The sequence below is a fragment of the Roseovarius sp. 10 genome (assembly GCF_033100315.1).
In the GTDB taxonomy this organism is placed as follows: domain Bacteria; phylum Pseudomonadota; class Alphaproteobacteria; order Rhodobacterales; family Rhodobacteraceae; genus M30B80.
This window is the reverse complement of record NZ_JAWLVH010000006.1, coordinates 1-13,524: the sequence shown is the minus strand read 5'-3', so window position 1 is coordinate 13,524 and position 13,524 is coordinate 1. Positions and strand designations below refer to the sequence as shown.

The window sequence follows — 13,524 nt, the reverse complement described above, 5'->3', positions numbered from 1 at the left end:
ATAGGCTTTTTCCCCCCGCCAGTCAAGGGGATAGGGGTTAAGATTTGGGCTGATCCAATATGGCTGCGATGCCGCTTGCGACCGCATCAATCTCGCCCAAACCATCCACCGCCTGCAAATGCCCCTTGGCATAGTAGTAGCCAATCAGCGGCGATGTCTTTTTGTAATATTCCATCAGGCGCTGTCGCAGACTGTCTTCATTGTCATCCGCGCGGCGCTTGAACTCGGTAGCGCCACAGGTGCTGCAGGTGCCATCGGCAGGAATTGGTTTGGTGATGTCATTATACACCTCACCGCAACCACCGCAGGTTGAGCGCGCCGTGATCCGCGCCACAAGGGCCTCATCATCCACACGCATTTCAATCACGGCATCAAGTGCAAGACCCATCTCGGCCAGCAATGCCTCAAGCGCATCTGCCTGTGCCAAGGTGCGGGGAAACCCGTCAAAGATGACGCCGCCAGCAGGGCCAGCATCTAGTTTCTCGCGGATCAGGCCAATGACAATCTCATCCGTCACCAATTCACCACGGGCCATCACATCGGCGACCCGTTTGCCCATTTCCGTGCCAGAGGCCTGCGCCTCGCGCAACATATCCCCAGTGGAAAGCTGAACCATGCCACGCGCCTCAACCAAGAGGCGCGCTTGGGTTCCCTTGCCCGCACCTGGGGGGCCGAGAAGAATAATCGCGGTCATTTGCGCTGTGGCGTGCGGCGCTTGGCACGCCCCGCGCCCGTCCCTTTGCGACCACGCAATTGAGAGCGCTCAAGCAAGCCCTCGTATTGATGGGCTAGCAAATGCGATTGGATCTGCTGCACCGTATCCATGCCGACCGATACGATGATCAGAATGGATGTGCCGCCGAAATAAGCCGTGATTGACAAGTTCGAGCGCACAATCTCCGGCAAGAGGGCGACCAAGGTCAAATACCCTGCACCAAGCACAAGAACGCGGTTCACCACATATTCCAAATATTCCGAAGTGCGCTGACCAGGACGGATGCCTGGGATAAACCCATTTTGGTTTTTCAGATTGTCCGCCACATCATCGGTCTTAAAGGCCACGTTCAGCGTGTAGAAATAGGTGAAGAAAATCAGCATACCTGCAAAGAACAGCAGATAGAGGGGCTGACCGGGGCCAAAATTTGCAAGGATCCATGACAGAACTGGCCCTGCCGCCTCACTGCCCGAAAAGGTCGTCATGGTTGTTGGCAACAACAACAAGGATGATGCGAAGATCGCTGGGATCACGCCCGCAGGGTTAACTTTGATCGGCAAATGACTGCTGCCGCCATCATAGACCTTCATGCCGACTTGGCGGCGGGGGTATTGGATGTGGATCTTGCGCAGGCTGCGTTCCATAAACACCACGAAAAACAGCGTTGCGATCAACATCACAATCACGCCCAAAACCATAGGCGTGGACAAGGCACCAGAACGGCCCTGTTCAAAAAACTGCGCCAGAGCTGCAGGGATTTCTGCGATGATACCGACAAAGATGATCAGAGAAATGCCGTTACCGATGCCGCGCTGCGTGATCTGCTCACCAAGCCACATCAGGAACATCGTGCCGCCCACAAGGGTGATCACACAGGCCGCGCGGAAATACCAACCCGGATCCGAGGCAAGACCGCCCGACTCCATGCTGACAGCCAGACCATAGGCCTGCGCGGTTGCCAAGGCGACCGTGCCGTAGCGCGTATATTGGTTGATTTTCTTACGGCCCTGTTCGCCCTCTTTCTTCAACTGCTCCAAGGCAGGCACCATCGAGGTCATCAGCTGCACAATGATCGAGGCCGAGATATATGGCATGATCCCCAATGCGAACACACCCATGCGGCTTAGGGCGCCGCCTGTGAACATGTTCAAAACACCGCCCAGACCTGCAGAGGCCGCGTCAAAGAAATTGCGCAACTCTTGCCCGTCAATCCCTGGAACAGGAATATAGGTGCCGATCCGATAAATGATCAAAAGACCAAGCGTGAACCAAATGCGCTGGCGCAATTCGGACGCTTTGCCAAACGACTTCCAACTCAGATTAGCCGCCATCTGTTCAGCTGCTGAAGCCATACCGCCCCTCATCATGTATTGCGCCGCAAGACCGAGCTTGCGATCTTGCGGCGCGAAAAACCCTGCCCTTGATGTATGCGGCTCAGCCGCAAGTCTCAAGGCTCATCTTGGTCGAAAGCCTGCGGCAGATTACTCTGTCGCTGCTGGTGCCGCTACGTTGAGCTTGCCACCTGCTTTTTCAACAGCTTCAACCGCTGCTTTGGAAGCACCTGTGACAGTGATCGTTACTTTCTTCGAGATGTCACCTTTGGCCAAAACGCGGATGCCGTCCAATTTCCGGCGCACCAAGCCCGATGCAACCAATGCATCTTCGGTGATTTCTGCTTTTGCGTCCAATTTGCCCGCCTCGAGGAATTTCTCGATCAGGCCCAAATTGATGACAGCGAATTCTTTGCGGTTTGGCTTGTTGAAGCCACGCTTTGGAAGGCGCTGATAGAGGGGCATCTGACCGCCTTCATAGGCGTTGATGGCCACACCCGAACGGGATTTCTGACCTTTGATACCACGGCCACCCATTTTACCTTTGCCAGAACCAGGGCCACGGCCAATACGCTTGGCTTTCTTGGTTGCACCTGGGTTATCGCGCAATTCATTCAGTTTCATGTCGCTACTCCTCTAGCCGGAATTACCACCCGAGCGACCGTGGCGGCAAACGCGGCACAATGATCAAAAGCGCCCCAGACAGATGGGGCAGGATTAAGGGCGCGGATTAACCGCGCTCCTCAATGATTTCTACCAGATGCGGGATCTTGTTGATCATGCCACGCACGGAAGGGGTATCTTCCAACTCGCGGGTTTTGTGCATCTTGTTCAAACCCAAACCAATCAGCGTTGCGCGCTGATCTTGAGGGCGGCGGATCGGCGAGCCGATCTGTTTTACAACGATAGTTTTAGCCATTGCTCACTCTCCTCAGGCGTCTGCCGCAACTTCGGCTTCGGGCTTGCGCAGGATGTCGGCAACTTTCTTGCCGCGGCGCGCAGCCACCTGACGAGGCGAGCTTTCCTGACGCAGACCATCAAGGGTTGCGCGGATCATGTTATAGGGGTTCTGCGAGCCCAATGATTTCGCAACAACGTCCTTGATGCCAAGCATTTCGAACACGGCGCGCATTGGACCACCCGCGATGATCCCCGTCCCTTCAGGGGCGGTGCGCATCACGACATTGCCTGCGCCATGACGGCCCTGCGCATCGTGGTGCAGGGTGCGGCCTTCGCGCAGAGGCACGCGAATAAGGTTGCGCTTGGCTTGTTCGGTTGCCTTACGGATCGCTTCAGGCACTTCTTTGGCTTTACCTTTGCCAAAGCCCACACGACCACGCTGGTCACCGACAACCACCAGAGCGGCAAAGCCGAAACGCTTACCACCTTTTACGGTCTTCGATACGCGGTTGATTGCGACCAGACGGTCGGCGAATTCTGGGGTTTCTTCGCGCTCTTCGCGGCGACGGCCCCGACGTTGTTCACGTTCTGCCATGTTTGGCATCCTTTAGTTCTGGCGCATCCCGCGCGCCTGTTTTGGTCAATCGCAGTGAGGGGCACATAAAAGGCCCTCTCCCCGATCATCGAGGCGGCACTTGCGCGCCGCCTACATGGATTAGAACTTCAAACCACCTTCGCGGGCTGCGTCAGCCAAAGCTTTGACGCGGCCGTGGAACAAGAAACCGCCACGGTCGAAATAGCATTCCGACACGCCCGCTTTCTTTGCACGGTCTGCAATCGCTGCGCCCACTTTTGCGGCCGCTTCGACATTGTTCTTGCCAACAACGCCCAGATCTTTTTCGAGCGAAGATGCCGAGGCCAAAGTCACGCCTTTTACATCGTCGATCAACTGAACGCTGATATTCTTGTTCGAGCGGTGAACAGAGAGGCGCGCGCGCCCGTCTGCCATTTTCCGCAGCTTGTTCCGAACGCGCAGGCGGCGCTTGAGGAACAGTTCTCGTTTGCTGTTTGCCATCTTCGTCGCCCTTACTTCTTCTTACCTTCCTTGCGGAAGATATATTCGCCCTTATAGCGGATCCCCTTGCCCTTATAGGGCTCGGGCGCGCGCCATTCGCGAATGTTTGCTGCAACCTGACCGACCAATTGCTGATCAATCCCTTCGATCACCACTTCGGTTGGCTTTGGTGTTGTCACCGTCACACCTTGTGGCACTTGGAAATCCACATCGTGGCTGTAGCCCAAGGACAGTTTCAGAACATTGCCTTGGATCGCGGCGCGGTAACCCACACCTGTGATCTCCAGCTCTTTCTTGAAGCCATCCGTCACGCCAGTGACGAGGTTCTGAACCATCGAACGGCTCATACCCCATTGCTGGCGCGCACGCTTGGACTTGCCGCGTGGTGTCACATCAACCGCGTTGTCATTGACTGCGATTGTGACATCATCGGTGGCGGTAAAGCTACGGGTGCCTTTTGGCCCCTTCACCTCAATCGTCTGGCCCGACACAGTGGCTGTTACACCACCAGGCAGTCCGACCGGTTTTTTCCCAATGCGAGACATGCTTCAGGCCTCCTTAGAATACGGTGCAGAGAACTTCGCCGCCGACATTGGCCTGACGTGCATTCGCATCGGACATCACACCTTTGGAGGTGGAGACGATGGAAACACCAAGACCTTGCCGAACCTGCGGAATATCCTGCACGTTCATGTAAACACGACGACCGGGGGTGGATACGCGCTTAATCTCGCGGATCACGGGGCTGCCTTCATAGTATTTCAGGCTGATTTCCAGCGCAGGATGCCCTGCGGCATCAGAGGTGCGCTCGTAGCCGCGGATATAGCCTTCATCGGCCAACACATCCAAAACCCAAGCACGCAGCTTGGAAGCGGGCGTCACGACTGTGGACTTACCACGCATCTGTGCATTGCGGATGCGGGTCAGCATATCACCAAGAGGATCATTCATCTGTCAGACCTCCTTACCAGCTCGACTTAACCATGCCGGGGATTTGGCCGTTCGAGGCCAATTCACGCAGCATGATACGCGAGACTTTCAGCTTACGGTAATAGGCCTTTGGGCGCCCCGTGAGCTGGCAACGGTTATGAAGACGAGTGGCGGAGCTGTTACGTGGCAGCTCTGCCAGTTTCAGACGAGCCTTAAAACGCTCTTCCATCGGCTTCGATTCATCATTCGCGATTTCTTTCAGCGCGGCACGCTTTGCTGCGTATTTCGCAACAAGCTTTTGGCGCTTCACTTCGCGTGCAACCATGGACTTCTTTGCCATTGTTCTACTCTCCTCCCGCGATCACGAATTGAAGGGCATGTTGAAATGCTTCAACAGCGCCTTGGCTTCCGCGTCAGTTTTCGCGGTGGTGCAAATGATAATGTCCATCCCCCAAACCTCATCGACCTTGTCGAAGTTGATTTCAGGGAAAACGATATGTTCTTTGATCCCCATGGCGTAGTTGCCACGGCCGTCAAAGGACTTGCCAGACACACCGCGGAAGTCGCGGATGCGCGGCATAGCCACAGTGATCAGACGATCAAGGAATTCATACATGCGGTCGCCGCGCAGGGTAACCTTTGCGCCAAGAGGCATATCTTCGCGAACACGGAAGCCCGCGATGGATTTCTTTGCCTTGGTCACAACGGCCTGCTGGCCTGCAATCGCGCTGAGGTCTTCCTGAGCGGATTTCACTTTTTTGCTGTCACGCACGGCTTCGGCGCCTGCGCCAATGTTCAGAACGATCTTATCCAAACGTGGGATTTGCATATCGTTCTTATAGCCGAACTCTTCCTTCATCGCAGGGCGAACAGTCGAAGCAAAAGCCGCCTTCAGACGTGGGGTATAGTTTGCCGTATCAAGCATTAGATGACCTCCCCCGTGGTTTTGGCGATACGCACCTTCTTGCCGTCTTCAACCTTGAAGCCAACACGGGTGGGTTTGCCGTTTTTGTCCAGAAGCGCCAGATTGGACAGGTCAATTGGCATCGCCTTTGGAAGGCGGCCGCCTTGGCCCTGTGCAGATTGGCGGGTGTGACGGATGGCGATGTTCACGCCGTCCACAATGGCTTTGTTGGCCTTTGGCATAACGGCAGAGATTTCACCCTCTTTGCCCTTATCCTTGCCAGCAAGCACGACGACCTTGTCGCCCTTTTTCAACTTGGCAGCCATATTACAGCACCTCCGGAGCGAGCGAGATGATCTTCATGAAGTTCTTCGCACGCAACTCACGCACAACTGGCCCGAAGATACGGGTGCCAACAGGCTCGTTGTTGTTGTTGAGGATCACGGCCGCATTGCGGTCGAAACGGATGGCTGTGCCATCTTCGCGGCGAACTTCTTTTGCGGTGCGCACGACAACGGCCTTACGGACATCGCCCTTTTTTACACGACCGCGTGGGATGGCTTCCTTCACGGATACCACGATGATGTCACCCACCGAGGCATATTTCCGCTTGGATCCACCCAGAACCTTGATGCACTGAACTCGGCGAGCGCCAGAGTTGTCAGCTACATCCAGATTGGTCTGCATCTGGATCATAGTGGTATCTCCCGACCTTTGGGGGCGCCGATGCGGACATTACCCCCAGGGTTTCGTTAAACTGAAATTCAGCGCTTAGTTTGCGATGACTTCCCAGCGTTTCGACTTCGAAATTGGCGCACATTCCTGAATGCGGACGATATCGCCAACTTTGAATTGGTTCTGCGGATCGTGGGCCCGATACTTCTTGGACTTACGAACCGTCTTCTTCATCACTGGGTGCGTAAAGCGGCGCTCTACAGACACGGTGACGGTTTGTTCATTCTGATCAGAGGTGACAACACCTTGCAGGATACGTTTGGGCATTAGTTGGCCTCCCCTGCGGCTGCTGCTGCCTTCTGAGATAGAATCGTGTTCACACGGGCCACGTCACGGCGCACTTGGCGCATACGGGCGGTGTTTTCCAATTGGCCAGTGGCCTGTTGGAAGCGCAGGTTAAACGCTTCCTTCTTCAACTGAACAAGCTGATCACGCAGCTGGTCAGGCGTTTTATCACGTAGGTCTTGCGCGTTCATCGCGTTGGTCTTCCTTTTCAACAATCAACGGAGGGCCGCAAAAAGCGTCACCCTGATTCCGTTGGAGTAGGTGGATAGGGGCGGCACATACGCGCATCTTGGGCATATGGCAACCCCACGGGGGAATTTATCCGCGTTTTTCAAAGGCTGTTGTGGTCTACCCTCGCCCCGCACCTAGACCTAGGCTATGGTTCCGTCATCCGTTCCGCGCGGCTTGGCGCATCTTGATCTAAGGAAGGCCTATGGCACAGATATCATCCTTATTCGTCACACGCCTCTATCACGGCAATCTGCACGAGGCAGCCCCTCAGCTTGATTTGGCCGAGTTAGAGCAATCTTGCCTCGTTATCGCAGAGGATGACGAAGCGGGTCAAACATGGTGCGAGGAAAACGGATATCCTGGATATACGTCCTATGCCTCGCTCACCGATCTGCCTTGGCGCTTTCCGATCTTTGCGGATTTGGTGAAAATTCTCGATCATCATGTCGCGGAATTCGTCAAGGATTTGGAATTCGATTTGGATGGCCGCGCTCTGGTTCTTGAGGATTTATGGATCAACATCCTGCCCGAAGGCGGCACGCATAGCTCGCATATTCATCCGCATTCGGTAATTTCGGGGACAACATATGTTGCAATGCCCGAAGGTGCATCGGCGTTGAAACTGGAAGACCCGCGCCTGTCGCGCATGATGGCGGCCCCAACGCGGGCCAAGACCGCACGCGCAGAATTACAGCCCTTTATCTATGTAAAGCCAAATGTCGGTGATGTGCTGCTCTGGGAAAGCTGGTTGCGCCATGAGGTGCCGATGAATATGGCCGAGGATGAGCGGATCAGCGTCAGCTTTAATTATCGTTGGGACTAAAGAAAAACCCCCGCAGATTGCTCTGCGGGGGTTTTGATTTTCACAAGCGAAGCTGAAATTACCAGTCTTCGCGTGCCACTGTGCGTGTTTTGATTGGCAGCTTCATCGCGGCAAGGCGCAGCGCCTCGCGTGCGATTTCTTCGTTAACGCCGTCAATCTCAAACATAACACGGCCTGGTTTGACCTTGCATGCCCAGTAATCGACCGAACCTTTACCTTTACCCATACGCACTTCGGTTGGTTTCGAAGTTACAGGGGTGTCAGGGAAGATGCGGATCCATACACGACCTTGACGCTTCATGTGGCGTGTCAGGGCGCGGCGGGCAGCTTCGATCTGGCGCGCGGTAACGCGCTCAGGCTGAAGGGCTTTCAGGCCAAAGGTGCCAAAGTTCAGGTCAGACCCGCCTTTTGCTTCACCCTTGATGCGGCCTTTGTGCATCTTGCGGAATTTTGTGCGCTTTGGTTGCAGCATCTGTCAAACTCCTCAGCGATCACGGCGCGGGCGTGGTGCCCCACCGCTATCCTGCATTTCGGCCAAACGGCGATCACGCGCCGATGGATCATGCTCAAGGATTTCACCCTTGAAGATCCAGACCTTGATCCCAATGATCCCGTAAGGTGTGGACGCTTCTGCATGCGCGTAGTCAATGTCTGCGCGCAATGTGTGAAGCGGCACGCGGCCCTCACGATACCATTCGGTGCGGGCGATTTCAGCGCCACCCAAGCGACCAGCCACGTTAACACGGATACCCAAGGCACCCATGCGCATCGCGTTCTGCACGGCGCGCTTCATTGCGCGGCGGAACGAAACGCGGCGCTCAAGCTGCTGCGCGATGGACTCTGCCACCAATGCCGCATCAACTTCTGGCTTGCGCACTTCAACGATGTTGAGGTGCAATTCGCTGTCGGTCATTGCGGCCAGCTTTTTGCGCAGGCCTTCAATATCCGCACCTTTTTTCCCGATGATAACACCAGGGCGAGCGGTGTGGATGGTGACGCGGCACTTGCGGTGCGGACGCTCGATGATGACTTTGGAGACACCAGCTTGCTTGCACTCTTTCGCCACGAATTCACGCATACGCAGATCTTCGAGCAACAGGTTGCCGTAATCCTTGGTGTCCGCATACCAGCGGCTGTCCCAAGTGCGGTTGACCTGCAGGCGCATGCCAATTGGATTTACCTTATGACCCATTACGCTTGCTCCTCGACCTGGCGAACCTTGATGGTTAGTTCAGAGAACGGCTTGTGGATGCGGCCAAACCGACCACGGGCACGTGGACGACCACGCTTCATGATCAGGTTCTTGCCGACATATGCTTCGGCAACGACCAATTCATCCACATCAAGGCTGTGGTTGTTTTCAGCATTCGCAATGGCAGACTGAAGGCATTTCTTCACGTCAATCGCGATGCGCTTGTTGGAGAAGGTCAACGCGGTCAAAGCCTTGTCAACTTTCTTCCCACGGATCATTTGCGCGACGAGGTTCAATTTCTGCGGGCTTGTGCGCAACATGCGCAGTTTTGCCATCGCTTCATTGTCCGCCACGCGGCGGGGATTCTTATCCTTGCCCATGGCTTACTTCCTTTTCGCTTTCTTATCCGCAGCGTGCCCGTAATAGGTGCGCGTTGGAGAATATTCACCGAATTTCTGACCGATCATGTCTTCAGTGACGTTCACGGGGATGTGCTTTTGCCCGTTATAGACACCAAAGGTGAGGCCAACGAATTGTGGCAGGATGGTTGAACGGCGCGACCAGATTTTGATCACTTCGTTGCGCCCAGACTCCCGCGCTTTTTCTGCCTTCTTGAGGACGTATGCGTCGACAAAAGGGCCTTTCCATACAGAACGGCTCATCTATTAACGCCCTTTCTTCTTGGCATGACGCGAGCGGATAATCAGCTTCTGCGATGCCTTGTTCTTGTTGCGGGTGCGGGTGCCCTTGGTATCCTTACCCCATGGGGTAACTGGCGTACGGCCACCAGATGTGCGGCCTTCACCACCACCATGTGGGTGATCGATTGGGTTCATCGCAACACCACGGACGCTTGGACGCTTGCCCATGTGGCGGACGCGGCCCGCTTTACCAAGGTTTTGGTTCGAGTTGTCAGGGTTTGACACGGCACCAATGGTTGCCATGCATTCCTGACGCACCAGACGCAATTCACCAGAAGAGAGGCGGATCTGAGCATAGCCACCGTCACGACCAACGAACTGGGCATACGTGCCCGCCGCGCGTGCGATTTGGCCACCCTTACCGGGCTTCAATTCGATATTGTGAACGATTGTCCCGATGGGCATGCCAGAAAATGGCATTGCGTTACCGGGCTTAATATCTGCTTTTGCAGAGGCGACAACCGCATCCCCAACAGCCAAACGCTGTGGCGCGAGGATATAGGCCTGCTCGCCATCGCTGTAGCGGATCAACGCGATGAAGGCGGTGCGGTTAGGATCGTATTCGATCCGTTCAACCGTGGCTGTGACGTCAAATTTACGACGCTTGAAATCCACGATACGATAGAGACGCTTCGCGCCACCACCGCGGCGGCGTGCGGTAATCCGTCCGGTATTGTTCCGACCGCCCTTTTTCGTCAAACCCTCAGTCAGGGATTTGACAGGACGTCCTTTCCACAGCTCCGAACGGTCGATCAGCACCAGCCCGCGCTGGCCCGGCGTCGTCGGCTTATACGACTTAAGTGCCATGCTTTCTGTCTTCCGTTTGCTAACGGCAGGTCATTAAAAACCCACCTATGTTGTAAGTCCCCCGAATTGGGTGACCGATAAATGAGGGCCCCGAAGGTCCCAGTGAAATGTCGTTCATACGAACAACAGCAAAGCCCCAGACGAATCTGGGGCTATCGCGATGGCGCTGTGTAGGAAAGTGACGCCCTAAGGTCAAGGCCCCTTCCCGACTGTGCAGCCGCCTTTGCGATGAACAAGGCCCCAACCGCATCCGCAGTCGGGGCCTCGCTGAGGTCAGATCAGGCAAAACGCCCGAACGTGGGACAGATCAAAGACCTGTGGCCACGTCGATTGTGTTGCCTTCTTCCAGCGTTACATAGGCCTTCTTGACATCCTTACGGGTGCCCGCGATGCCACGGAAACGCTTGTTCTTGCCTTTGGTGACAGTTGTATTGACCGCTTTCACCTTCACACCAAACAGGCTTTCAACAGCCTCCTTGATCTGAGGTTTATTCGCATCAATCGCAACTTCGAACACAACCGCATTGTTCTCGGAGGCCATAGTGGCTTTTTCCGTGATGATCGGGCGGCGGATCACGTCATAATGTTCTGGCTTCGTGCTCATTTTAGGCGAGCCTCCAGTGCTTCGACACCCGCCTTCGTCAACACCAGAGTGTCGCGCTTGAGGATGTCATAGACATTCGCGCCCATGGATGGCAGCACATCGAGACCCTCGATGTTACGCGCCGCTTGGGCGAAGTTCGCATCAACCGTTGCACCGTCAATGATCAAGGCACGCTTCCAACCAAGGTTCTTCACCTGCTTGGCCAATTGCGCGGTTTTCGCCTCGGCCATGGCCGCTGCTTCGATGATCACCAACTCGCCTGCTGCCACTTTGGCAGACAAAGCGTGCTTCAGACCAAGCTTACGGAACTTCTTAGGAAGCTCGTGCGCATGGCTGCGTGGGGTTGGGCCTTTGTAAATGCCACCCTTACGGAAGATCGGCGCCTTACGAGACCCGTGGCGCGCGCCACCAGTGCCCTTTTGGCGATAGATCTTCTTGGTCGAATAGCTGACTTCAGAACGGGTTTTAACCTTGTGCGTGCCGGCCTGCGCCTTGTTACGCTGCCAACGGACAACGCGGTGCAGGATGTCAGCACGGGGCTCAAGACCAAAAATGTCATCGCCAAGATCAACAGATCCCGCTTTGCCACCGTCCAATTTAATGACGTCAAGTTTCATTATGCTTCACCTCCCTCGGCAGGGGCGTCCTCTGCGGGGGCCTCGGTTGCAGGCGCAGCTGCGGCGGCGGCGGATTTCAAAGCAGCAGGCAAAACAGCATTCTCAGGGAATGGCTTTTTCACCGCGTCTTTGATGGTCACCCAACCACCTTTGGTGCCAGGAACAGCGCCTTTGACCATGATCAGGCCACGATCTGCATCGGTGCGAACAACTTGCAGGTTTTGAGTGGTGACGCGCACCGAACCCAAATGGCCTGCCATTTTCTTGCCCTTAAACACGCGACCAGGATCTTGACACTGACCTGTCGAACCATGCGAACGGTGGCTGATCGACACGCCGTGAGACGCACGCAAACCGCCGAAGTTATGGCGCTTCATCGCACCCGCGAAACCTTTACCAGTCGAGGTGCCAGACACGTCAACGAATTGGCCTTCGAAATAATGGTCTGCGGTGATTTCTTCACCAACGGCCACCAAATTCTCAGGGTCAACACGGAATTCCGCAAGCTTACGCTTAGGCTCAACCTTTGCAGCGGCGAAATGGCCGCGCATTGGCGCCGAAACGCGCTTTGCTTTTGCGGAACCTGCACCGAGCTGGATGGCAGTGTAGCCATCTTTGTCAGTGGTGCGCTGTGCCACAACCTGAAGACCATCCAATTGCAAAACGGTCACAGGGATCTGACGACCATCTTCCATGAACAGGCGGGTCATACCCAATTTTTTAGCGATCACTCCAGAGCGCAACATATCCGATGCCCCCCTTAGACCTTGATCTCGACATCCACGCCAGCGGCGAGGTCGAGCTTCATCAATGCATCCACAGTCTGTGGTGTTGGATCAACAATATCCAACAGACGCTTATGGGTGCGAATTTCCCACTGGTCGCGGCTCTTCTTGTCGATGTGAGGCCCACGCAGAACAGTGAATTTTTCGATCTTGTTTGGCAGCGGGATAGGCCCGCGCACCTGTGCACCCGTCCGCTTGGCGGTGTTCACGATTTCCTGCGTGCTGGCATCCAGAACGCGGTAATCAAACGCCTTGAGGCGGATACGGATGTTTTGGCTTTGAATGGCCATTACTCTGATCCTTTACGATTGAGAGGAGGGCAATGTGTCACCACATCCCCTCGTCGAACCGGTTTCAATTTGGGTGCGATATTGCACCCAGCGGGTGAAGTTGGCACACGGGGTTTCCCCCGCGTGCCAATCTCAAATCTTAAGCGATGATTTTGGAGACCACGCCTGCGCCGACTGTGCGGCCGCCTTCGCGGATCGCGAAGCGCAGACCATCTTCCATCGCGATTGGGGCGATCAGCTCGACTTCGAACTTCAGGTTGTCGCCGGGCATAACCATTTCCGTGCCAGAAGGCAGGGTCACAGTGCCGGTAACGTCCGTGGTGCGGAAGTAGAACTGAGGACGGTAGTTCGCGAAGAACGGGGTATGACGACCACCTTCTTCTTTCGTGAGGATATAGGCCTCAGCTTCGAACTTCGTGTGTGGCTTCACAGAACCTGGCTTGCAGAGAACCTGACCACGCTCAACGCCCTCACGGTCAACACCACGCAGAAGCGCGCCGATATTGTCGCCCGCTTCACCACGGTCAAGCAGCTTGCGGAACATCTCAACGCCTGTGCAGGTCGTCTTGGAGGTGTCGCGGATACCAACGATCTCAATC

At 55.5% G+C, this 13,524-nt stretch carries 25 protein-coding genes; 1 reads left to right on the top strand and 24 read right to left on the bottom strand.

The annotated features are described in order from the left end of the window. Positions 1 to 37 precede the first annotated feature (37 nt). The 14 genes from RYZ18_RS13655 to rpmC form a co-directional block, all read right to left on the bottom strand. On the bottom strand, positions 38 to 694 hold the full coding sequence (locus RYZ18_RS13655; protein ID WP_317657426.1) for an adenylate kinase: 657 nt from the start codon (positions 692 to 694) through the stop codon (positions 38 to 40). After that, the gene (gene secY / locus RYZ18_RS13650; protein ID WP_317657425.1) at positions 691 to 2,067 is read right to left on the bottom strand and encodes a preprotein translocase subunit SecY; all 1,377 of its coding nucleotides are present in this window, start codon (positions 2,065 to 2,067) and stop codon (positions 691 to 693) included. Before secY ends, RYZ18_RS13655 begins: the two co-directional genes overlap by 4 nt. 129 nt (positions 2,068 to 2,196) lie before the next feature. Next, positions 2,197 to 2,670: a 50S ribosomal protein L15 gene (gene rplO / locus RYZ18_RS13645; protein WP_317657424.1), complete on the bottom strand. Its 474-nt coding sequence runs from the start codon at positions 2,668 to 2,670 to the stop codon at positions 2,197 to 2,199. Positions 2,671 to 2,776: 106 nt separating this feature from the next. Continuing rightward, positions 2,777 to 2,965: a 50S ribosomal protein L30 gene (gene rpmD / locus RYZ18_RS13640; RefSeq protein ID WP_213675014.1), complete on the bottom strand. Its 189-nt coding sequence runs from the start codon at positions 2,963 to 2,965 to the stop codon at positions 2,777 to 2,779. 12 nt (positions 2,966 to 2,977) lie between these two features. Further along, on the bottom strand, positions 2,978 to 3,541 hold the full coding sequence (gene rpsE, locus RYZ18_RS13635; RefSeq protein WP_317657423.1) for a 30S ribosomal protein S5: 564 nt from the start codon (positions 3,539 to 3,541) through the stop codon (positions 2,978 to 2,980). Between the two features lie 120 nt (positions 3,542 to 3,661). Then, positions 3,662 to 4,021, bottom strand: a complete 360-nt coding sequence (rplR, locus tag RYZ18_RS13630; RefSeq protein ID WP_317657422.1) for a 50S ribosomal protein L18 — start codon at positions 4,019 to 4,021, stop codon at positions 3,662 to 3,664. 11 nt (positions 4,022 to 4,032) lie between these two features. Then, positions 4,033 to 4,566 (bottom strand): 50S ribosomal protein L6, encoded by a 534-nt coding sequence (gene rplF / locus RYZ18_RS13625; protein ID WP_317657421.1) that lies wholly within the window; start codon positions 4,564 to 4,566, stop codon positions 4,033 to 4,035. A 13-nt stretch (positions 4,567 to 4,579) separates the two neighbouring features. Then, positions 4,580 to 4,972, bottom strand: a complete 393-nt coding sequence (gene rpsH / locus RYZ18_RS13620; RefSeq protein WP_317657420.1) for a 30S ribosomal protein S8 — start codon at positions 4,970 to 4,972, stop codon at positions 4,580 to 4,582. 13 nt (positions 4,973 to 4,985) lie between these two features. Further along, a complete protein-coding gene (gene rpsN / locus RYZ18_RS13615) occupies positions 4,986 to 5,291 on the bottom strand; it encodes a 30S ribosomal protein S14 (RefSeq protein ID WP_317657419.1) in 306 nt (101 codons plus the stop codon). Between the two features lie 21 nt (positions 5,292 to 5,312). Next, on the bottom strand, positions 5,313 to 5,876 hold the full coding sequence (gene rplE / locus RYZ18_RS13610; protein ID WP_317657418.1) for a 50S ribosomal protein L5: 564 nt from the start codon (positions 5,874 to 5,876) through the stop codon (positions 5,313 to 5,315). Further along, entirely contained in the window at positions 5,876 to 6,181 is a 306-nt protein-coding gene (gene rplX / locus RYZ18_RS13605) for a 50S ribosomal protein L24 (protein ID WP_317657417.1), read from the bottom strand. Before rplX ends, rplE begins: the two co-directional genes overlap by 1 nt. Position 6,182: 1 nt before the next feature. Continuing rightward, positions 6,183 to 6,551, bottom strand: a complete 369-nt coding sequence (rplN, locus tag RYZ18_RS13600; RefSeq protein WP_005621870.1) for a 50S ribosomal protein L14 — start codon at positions 6,549 to 6,551, stop codon at positions 6,183 to 6,185. Positions 6,552 to 6,626: 75 nt separating this feature from the next. Then, entirely contained in the window at positions 6,627 to 6,857 is a 231-nt protein-coding gene (rpsQ, locus tag RYZ18_RS13595; RefSeq protein WP_317657416.1) for a 30S ribosomal protein S17, read from the bottom strand. Beyond that, complete coding sequence (gene rpmC / locus RYZ18_RS13590; RefSeq protein WP_317657415.1) at positions 6,857 to 7,066, bottom strand: 50S ribosomal protein L29; 210 nt, start codon at positions 7,064 to 7,066, stop codon at positions 6,857 to 6,859. The genes rpsQ and rpmC overlap by 1 nt, the downstream gene beginning before the upstream one ends. A 242-nt stretch (positions 7,067 to 7,308) precedes the next feature. Here rpmC and RYZ18_RS13585 point away from each other — a divergent pair, with 242 nt between their 5' ends. After that, complete coding sequence (locus RYZ18_RS13585) at positions 7,309 to 7,929, top strand: 2OG-Fe(II) oxygenase family protein (RefSeq protein WP_317657414.1); 621 nt, start codon at positions 7,309 to 7,311, stop codon at positions 7,927 to 7,929. A gap of 58 nt (positions 7,930 to 7,987) precedes the next feature. On the opposite strand, the gene rplP is transcribed toward RYZ18_RS13585, so the two are convergent. From rplP to RYZ18_RS13535, 10 genes are all read right to left on the bottom strand, one after another. Beyond that, a complete protein-coding gene (gene rplP / locus RYZ18_RS13580; RefSeq protein WP_317657413.1) occupies positions 7,988 to 8,401 on the bottom strand; it encodes a 50S ribosomal protein L16 in 414 nt (137 codons plus the stop codon). 12 nt (positions 8,402 to 8,413) lie between these two features. After that, positions 8,414 to 9,121 carry a 30S ribosomal protein S3 gene (rpsC, locus tag RYZ18_RS13575; protein ID WP_317657412.1) on the bottom strand — a complete coding sequence of 236 codons (708 nt, stop codon included), beginning with the start codon at positions 9,119 to 9,121 and terminating at the stop codon, positions 8,414 to 8,416. Beyond that, entirely contained in the window at positions 9,121 to 9,501 is a 381-nt protein-coding gene (rplV, locus tag RYZ18_RS13570; RefSeq protein ID WP_317657411.1) for a 50S ribosomal protein L22, read from the bottom strand. Before rplV ends, rpsC begins: the two co-directional genes overlap by 1 nt. A gap of 3 nt (positions 9,502 to 9,504) precedes the next feature. Then, entirely contained in the window at positions 9,505 to 9,783 is a 279-nt protein-coding gene (gene rpsS, locus RYZ18_RS13565; protein WP_217777634.1) for a 30S ribosomal protein S19, read from the bottom strand. 3 nt (positions 9,784 to 9,786) lie between these two features. Then, positions 9,787 to 10,629, bottom strand: a complete 843-nt coding sequence (gene rplB / locus RYZ18_RS13560; RefSeq protein ID WP_317657410.1) for a 50S ribosomal protein L2 — start codon at positions 10,627 to 10,629, stop codon at positions 9,787 to 9,789. Positions 10,630 to 10,936: 307 nt separating this feature from the next. Further along, positions 10,937 to 11,233 (bottom strand): 50S ribosomal protein L23, encoded by a 297-nt coding sequence (locus RYZ18_RS13555; RefSeq protein WP_317657409.1) that lies wholly within the window; start codon positions 11,231 to 11,233, stop codon positions 10,937 to 10,939. Continuing rightward, positions 11,230 to 11,850, bottom strand: a complete 621-nt coding sequence (gene rplD, locus RYZ18_RS13550; protein ID WP_317657408.1) for a 50S ribosomal protein L4 — start codon at positions 11,848 to 11,850, stop codon at positions 11,230 to 11,232. Before rplD ends, RYZ18_RS13555 begins: the two co-directional genes overlap by 4 nt. Beyond that, on the bottom strand, positions 11,850 to 12,596 hold the full coding sequence (rplC, locus tag RYZ18_RS13545; RefSeq protein ID WP_317657407.1) for a 50S ribosomal protein L3: 747 nt from the start codon (positions 12,594 to 12,596) through the stop codon (positions 11,850 to 11,852). Before rplC ends, rplD begins: the two co-directional genes overlap by 1 nt. A gap of 14 nt (positions 12,597 to 12,610) precedes the next feature. Next, the gene (gene rpsJ / locus RYZ18_RS13540) at positions 12,611 to 12,919 is read right to left on the bottom strand and encodes a 30S ribosomal protein S10 (protein ID WP_010400227.1); all 309 of its coding nucleotides are present in this window, start codon (positions 12,917 to 12,919) and stop codon (positions 12,611 to 12,613) included. 145 nt (positions 12,920 to 13,064) lie between these two features. Continuing rightward, a partial coding sequence (locus tag RYZ18_RS13535; protein WP_317657406.1) for an EF-Tu/IF-2/RF-3 family GTPase occupies positions 13,065 to 13,524 on the bottom strand: 460 nt, incomplete at its 5' end.

Excerpts from the sequence above, each read along its gene's own strand:
- RYZ18_RS13655 (WP_317657426.1), bottom strand. The coding sequence starts at position 694 with ATGACCGCGATTATTCTTCTCGGCCCCCCAGGTGCGGGCAAGGGAACC.
- secY (WP_317657425.1), bottom strand. The coding sequence starts at position 2,067 with ATGGCTTCAGCAGCTGAACAGATGGCGGCTAATCTGAGTTGGAAGTCG.
- rplO (WP_317657424.1), bottom strand. The coding sequence starts at position 2,670 with ATGAAACTGAATGAATTGCGCGATAACCCAGGTGCAACCAAGAAAGCC.
- rpmD (WP_213675014.1), bottom strand. The coding sequence starts at position 2,965 with ATGGCTAAAACTATCGTTGTAAAACAGATCGGCTCGCCGATCCGCCGC.
- rpsE (WP_317657423.1), bottom strand. The coding sequence starts at position 3,541 with ATGGCAGAACGTGAACAACGTCGGGGCCGTCGCCGCGAAGAGCGCGAA.
- rplR (WP_317657422.1), bottom strand. The coding sequence starts at position 4,021 with ATGGCAAACAGCAAACGAGAACTGTTCCTCAAGCGCCGCCTGCGCGTT.
- rplF (WP_317657421.1), bottom strand. The coding sequence starts at position 4,566 with ATGTCTCGCATTGGGAAAAAACCGGTCGGACTGCCTGGTGGTGTAACA.
- rpsH (WP_317657420.1), bottom strand. The coding sequence starts at position 4,972 with ATGAATGATCCTCTTGGTGATATGCTGACCCGCATCCGCAATGCACAG.
- rpsN (WP_317657419.1), bottom strand. The coding sequence starts at position 5,291 with ATGGCAAAGAAGTCCATGGTTGCACGCGAAGTGAAGCGCCAAAAGCTT.
- rplE (WP_317657418.1), bottom strand. The coding sequence starts at position 5,876 with ATGCTTGATACGGCAAACTATACCCCACGTCTGAAGGCGGCTTTTGCT.
- rplX (WP_317657417.1), bottom strand. The coding sequence starts at position 6,181 with ATGGCTGCCAAGTTGAAAAAGGGCGACAAGGTCGTCGTGCTTGCTGGC.
- rplN (WP_005621870.1), bottom strand. The coding sequence starts at position 6,551 with ATGATCCAGATGCAGACCAATCTGGATGTAGCTGACAACTCTGGCGCT.
- rpsQ (WP_317657416.1), bottom strand. The coding sequence starts at position 6,857 with ATGCCCAAACGTATCCTGCAAGGTGTTGTCACCTCTGATCAGAATGAA.
- rpmC (WP_317657415.1), bottom strand. The coding sequence starts at position 7,066 with ATGAACGCGCAAGACCTACGTGATAAAACGCCTGACCAGCTGCGTGAT.
- RYZ18_RS13585 (WP_317657414.1), top strand. The coding sequence starts at position 7,309 with ATGGCACAGATATCATCCTTATTCGTCACACGCCTCTATCACGGCAAT.
- rplP (WP_317657413.1), bottom strand. The coding sequence starts at position 8,401 with ATGCTGCAACCAAAGCGCACAAAATTCCGCAAGATGCACAAAGGCCGC.
- rpsC (WP_317657412.1), bottom strand. The coding sequence starts at position 9,121 with ATGGGTCATAAGGTAAATCCAATTGGCATGCGCCTGCAGGTCAACCGC.
- rplV (WP_317657411.1), bottom strand. The coding sequence starts at position 9,501 with ATGGGCAAGGATAAGAATCCCCGCCGCGTGGCGGACAATGAAGCGATG.
- rpsS (WP_217777634.1), bottom strand. The coding sequence starts at position 9,783 with ATGAGCCGTTCTGTATGGAAAGGCCCTTTTGTCGACGCATACGTCCTC.
- rplB (WP_317657410.1), bottom strand. The coding sequence starts at position 10,629 with ATGGCACTTAAGTCGTATAAGCCGACGACGCCGGGCCAGCGCGGGCTG.
- RYZ18_RS13555 (WP_317657409.1), bottom strand. The coding sequence starts at position 11,233 with ATGAGCACGAAGCCAGAACATTATGACGTGATCCGCCGCCCGATCATC.
- rplD (WP_317657408.1), bottom strand. The coding sequence starts at position 11,850 with ATGAAACTTGACGTCATTAAATTGGACGGTGGCAAAGCGGGATCTGTT.
- rplC (WP_317657407.1), bottom strand. The coding sequence starts at position 12,596 with ATGTTGCGCTCTGGAGTGATCGCTAAAAAATTGGGTATGACCCGCCTG.